Source organism: Pseudomonas sp. EGD-AK9 (genome assembly GCF_000465935.2).
Taxonomy (GTDB): Bacteria; Pseudomonadota; Gammaproteobacteria; order Pseudomonadales; family Pseudomonadaceae; genus Aquipseudomonas.
Genome location: NZ_AVOF01000270.1, coordinates 1 through 4,378 on the forward strand (window position 1 = coordinate 1; position 4,378 = coordinate 4,378).

The following is a 4,378-nucleotide window of genomic DNA, read 5'->3' on the forward strand; positions in this document are numbered from 1 at the left end:
ATCGATCGCCGGCCCCGCCTACCCCATCGGCCAGGTGCTCGACGCCCAGCTGGCCATGCGCCTGCCGCCGCCGCTGCTGGCCGAGAGCCGGCAGATCCTGGCCAGCCTGATCCGCGGTCAGGAGCAAGCCGAGGTGCCCAAGGCATTGCAGGTGCTGCTGCGACCGAGCGTGCAGCCCTACCTGATCAGCCTGCTGCGCCAGCGCCCGGCCGAGGCCTTCGCCGCGCTGCGGATTCCGGCGCTGATCGTGCAGGGCAGCCACGACGCCCAGGTCGGTCTCGACAACGCCGTGGCATTGCAGCAGGCGAAGCCGGATGCCGAGCTGGCGCTGATCCCCGGCATGAACCACGTGCTGCGCATCACTCCGCTGCCCTGGCACGAACAGCTGGCCTCCTACGACGATCCGCAGCTACCCTTGGCCCGCGCCCTGGGCGAACGCATCGTCGCCTTTATTCGCTCCAGTGCGAGGCAAAGCGGCCGATAACCTGCCTACACAGCAGTTTCAGCTTTAGCGCACAGGCCCCCACATGAGCGAGCAACCCGCCTCTCCCCCCGCAACCGCGCCGGTCGACGCCGAACAGAGCGGCGAAGCGCCGGCCGCCCCCCATCCCTGGGCCGACCTGCCGGCCGAGCAGTTCAGCCTGCTGCGCCTGGCGCCGTTGCCGGTGGATCGCGACACCGGCCCGCGGCCGCTGCGCTTCGTCCAACTCGGCCGGGTCGAACGCCATGCCAAGGACCTCAGCCTGCTGCGCCTGAGCCTGCAAGTGCCGGGGCAGCGCCTGCACCGCGAGCAGAACCTGCTGGAGGTCTGGGCCGATCATCAACGCAAGGAGGTGCGCTTCGGCCCGGACAAGGGCCTGAGCGTGGAGCCGGCCAACCGCGGCCTGGGGCGCTTCCTGCTGGCCCAGGGCATCGCCTGGGCGCGCAAGCAGTACGCCCATTACCAAGTCGAGGGCGGCGCCCTGCCGACCAAGGACAACTTCAACGAAGCGGCGCGCGCCCGCCGCGACCATGCGCTGAAGGCCCAGGGCTTTGCCATCGAATACAGCGACCCGCTGCAGCTCAAGCCGTTCTACAGCGCGCCGCGGGTCAGTTCGCTGCACGGCGACTGGCAGGCCGAGAAGGTGCAGATCATCGAGCTGCTGGACGCCGCCGCCATGCTGCAGCAGGCCGATCAGAGCCTGCGCGAGCAGGACGTGCAGGTGCGGAAGCTGGAGGAGAAGGTCGCGCGATTCAGGCGCGAGGACAGCGGCCTGCGCTTCACCATCAGCTGCCTGGTGGCCTTCTGCCTGTTCCAGGCCGGGCTGCTGATCTGGATCGCCACGCGCTAGAGTCATTGTCGGATCATCGTAGGGTGGATGGCGCTTCACCCATCCACCGATCAGGTCATCGTGGTGGATGAAAAAAGCGTCATCCACCCCACGCCTGTCCGTCGTCAGCCGTGCGAATCAGCCCTCGACCCGCGAGCGGAACAGCGCCTGATGCTCGCGGCACTGCTGGGCCGCCAGCAGGAACACGCCGTGGCCGCCGCGCGCGAACTCCAGCCAGGTGAAGTCCACCTCCGGGTACAGCGCCTCGACATGCACCTGGCTATTGCCCACCTCGACGATCAACAGGCCGCGCTCGGTGAGATGGTCGGCGGCCTCGGCCAGCATGCGCCGCACCAGGTCCAGCCCATCGTCGCCACAGGCCAGGCCCATGGCCGGTTCGTGCTGATACTCGGCCGGCATGTCGGCGAAATCCTCGGCATCGACGTAGGGCGGATTGGAGACGATCAGGTCGAAGCGCTGCCCCGGCAGCCCGGCGAAGCCGTCGCCCTGCACGCAGTAGACGCGCTCTTCCAGACCATGGCGCTCGATGTTCTGGTTGGCCACCTCCAGCGCCTCGAACGACAGATCGGCCAGCACCACCTCGGCCTCGGGAAACTCGTAGGCGCAGGCGATGCCGATGCAGCCCGAGCCGGTGCACAGGTCGAGCACCCGCGCCGGCTCAGCCGGCAGCCAGGGGGCGAAGTGCGCCTCGATCAGCTCGGCAATCGGCGAGCGCGGCACCAGCACGCGCTCGTCGACGACGAAGGGCAGCCCGCAGAACCAGGCCTCGCCGAGCAGGTAGGCGGTGGGCACGCGCTCCTCGATGCGGCGCTTGAGCAGCGCCTGCAGATGGGCGTGCTCGTCGTCCTCCAGGCGGCAGTCGAGGTAGGCATCGGACATTTCCCAGGGCAGGTGCAAGGCACCGAGCACCAGTTGGCGCGCCTCGTCCCAGGCATTGTCGGTGCCATGGCCGAAGAACAGTTGCTCGGCCTGGAAACGGCTGACGGCCCAGCGGATGTAGTCGCGCAGGGTGCGTAAACGGGTAGCGGGGAGGGTCACGGGCGATCTCCGGGTGAAAACGGCGCAGTTTAGCCCAGGGCAGGCACGGGGCGCATGGCCATAAATAAATGCCGTTAAGTCGTAGTTCGACTGCTGCCAGACGAGGGGTCACATCGTTATAATTTGCAACGATTTCTTAACCCTTCCCATCCCTTCCTAATGAGAACCCCCAATGGTCATCGACCCCTTCTCGCTCACGGGCTTGCTCGTGCTGGCGATATTCCTTATTGGCATGACGCTGATAGTTTTTGAAGCACAACTGGAGATGGATAAGTTCAAGCCGGCCATGTTCATGATGTCCGGCCTGATCGTCATCGGCGTCCACTACGCCCTCACCGACCCCAACGGCTTCCAGTATTTCCTCCACGCCCAGAGCGAGACCAAGGAGGAACTGTTCGGCCTGATCGCCTTCATGGCCTTCATGTGGATGGTGGTCGAGCTGCTCAACGAGCGAAACGTGTTCACCGCACTGAACGGCTACCTGCTGCGCAAGGGCCTGGGTGCGCGCGGCATGTTCTGGGCCACCGGCGCGCTGTCGGCAACCCTGTCGCCCTTTCTCAACAACTTCACCACGGCGATGATCTTCGGCAAGACCATCACCAGCATTTCCAGCCACCAGCGCTACACCCACGTGGCGCTGTGCAACATCGTGGTGGCGTCCAACTCCGGGGTCTGGTTCCTCGGCACCTCCACCAGCCTGATGGTGGTGCTGGCCGGCAAGATCAGCATCGCCGGCCTGCTGCTGCTGATCCCCTCGGCGCTGATCGGCTGGATGCTGTGCGCCGCCACCCTGCACCTGTTCTACCTGCGCCAGCTGGATGGCCAGCAGCTGATCCGCAAGGTCGACGCCAGCGAGAGCCGGCTCAAGCCGGGCGGCGCCGGTCTGGCGCTGGTGGGTTTCATCGCGGTGATCGGCGCGGTGCTGTGCAACATCGTGCTCAAGGTCGGCATCGAGTTCGCCATCGGCATCGGCCTCGGCCTGGTCGCCCTGTACAGCTGGCTGCTGACCCGCATGGGTATCGAGACGCGCTGGCACGAGCAGCTGCAGAAGGTGGAGTGGAACGCCCTGCTGTTCTTCATCGGCATCATCACCTCGGTGGCCTGCCTCAACCACGTCGGCTGGCTGTCCTACATCGCGCGCCTGTTCGAGATCCTCGATCCGACCCTGGTCAACGTGGTGCTGGGCGTCGCCTCCGGGGTAATGGACAACGTACCGGTGGAAGCCGCCGCGCTGATGGCCAACCCGCAGCTGGGCCTCGACCAGTGGGCGCTGAACGCGCTGATGGTAGGCATCGGCGGTTCGCTGACGGTGGTCGGCTCGGCCGCCGGGGTGATGGCCATGAGCCTGGACAAGAGCTACAGCTTCGGCGTGCACCTGAAGTTCCTGCCGGCGATCCTGGTCAACTTCCTCGGCTCCCTCGGCATCTGGTACCTGCAGTTCCAGTGGCTCGGCCTCGGCGGCTGAGACCCTCGAGCAACGGCAAACGCCCCGCAAATTGCGGGGCGTTTTCGTTTGCCCGGCTGCTGGGGACATAGCCAACGCTTAACGCGCCGGCATCGGGTGATCAGGGGCGCTCACGCTCCTTGCGCGACCAGCCGGGCCCATCCGGCGGCCGGCGCAGTTCGCGCAACACGGCGATGGCCACGGCGATGGAGAACAGCAGCCAGAAATGCGGGGACAATTGCGAAAACAGCGACATGGGCAACTCCTTTTGCATGCGACCCCGAGTCCTTCGGGACGGTTCCGATTCTGCTCCGCGCTCCACGGCCGAGCAAGTAATGGCGCACAAGAGGTTCACAGCGCGCTCTGGCAAGCGGACAATGGCACATCATCACCATCAGCCAGGAGCCCGAGATGTCCCATCCGCAAACCATGTTCCAGCTCACCGGTCGTGGCCACGCTCCGGCCAGTCTGGGCAATGCGACCCTGCTGATCATCGATGCTCAGGAAGAATACCGCAGCGGCGTGCTCGCCCTGCCCGGCCTGGACGCCGCCCTGGCCGAGATCG

General features: G+C 66.2%; 5 protein-coding genes and 1 pseudogene. 4 read left to right on the plus strand and 2 right to left on the minus strand.

Features of this window, described 5'->3' with window-relative positions; genetic code table 11:
- Together N878_RS28980 and N878_RS13480 are read left to right on the plus strand one after the other, a co-directional pair.
- Positions 1 to 484, plus strand: a 484-nt coding sequence (locus N878_RS28980; RefSeq protein ID WP_021444176.1) for an alpha/beta fold hydrolase, incomplete at its 5' end; no start/stop codon positions are given.
- Between the two features lie 43 nt (positions 485 to 527).
- Positions 528 to 1,331, plus strand: a complete 804-nt coding sequence (locus N878_RS13480) for a hypothetical protein (protein ID WP_021444177.1) — start codon at positions 528 to 530, stop codon at positions 1,329 to 1,331.
- 117 nt (positions 1,332 to 1,448) lie between these two features.
- Here the strand turns inward: N878_RS13480 and prmB are convergent, their stop codons facing one another.
- Positions 1,449 to 2,369 carry a 50S ribosomal protein L3 N(5)-glutamine methyltransferase gene (gene prmB, locus N878_RS13485; RefSeq protein ID WP_021444178.1) on the minus strand — a complete coding sequence of 307 codons (921 nt, stop codon included), beginning with the start codon at positions 2,367 to 2,369 and terminating at the stop codon, positions 1,449 to 1,451.
- A 232-nt stretch (positions 2,370 to 2,601) separates the two neighbouring features.
- Here prmB and nhaD point away from each other — a divergent pair, with 232 nt between their 5' ends.
- Positions 2,602 to 3,834 (plus strand): sodium:proton antiporter NhaD, encoded by a 1,233-nt coding sequence (gene nhaD / locus N878_RS13490; RefSeq protein WP_256218092.1) that lies wholly within the window; start codon positions 2,602 to 2,604, stop codon positions 3,832 to 3,834.
- Between the two features lie 100 nt (positions 3,835 to 3,934).
- On the opposite strand, the gene N878_RS29555 is transcribed toward nhaD, so the two are convergent.
- Complete coding sequence (locus tag N878_RS29555; protein ID WP_021444180.1) at positions 3,935 to 4,069, minus strand: hypothetical protein; 135 nt, start codon at positions 4,067 to 4,069, stop codon at positions 3,935 to 3,937.
- 155 nt (positions 4,070 to 4,224) lie between these two features.
- Here N878_RS29555 and N878_RS29560 point away from each other — a divergent pair.
- Positions 4,225 to 4,378, plus strand: a pseudogene (locus N878_RS29560) (cysteine hydrolase); the annotation flags it as partial.

Excerpts from the sequence above, each read along its gene's own strand:
- N878_RS13480 (WP_021444177.1), top strand. The coding sequence starts at position 528 with ATGAGCGAGCAACCCGCCTCTCCCCCCGCAACCGCGCCGGTCGACGCC.
- nhaD (WP_256218092.1), top strand. The coding sequence starts at position 2,602 with ATGACGCTGATAGTTTTTGAAGCACAACTGGAGATGGATAAGTTCAAG.
- N878_RS29555 (WP_021444180.1), bottom strand. The coding sequence starts at position 4,069 with ATGTCGCTGTTTTCGCAATTGTCCCCGCATTTCTGGCTGCTGTTCTCC.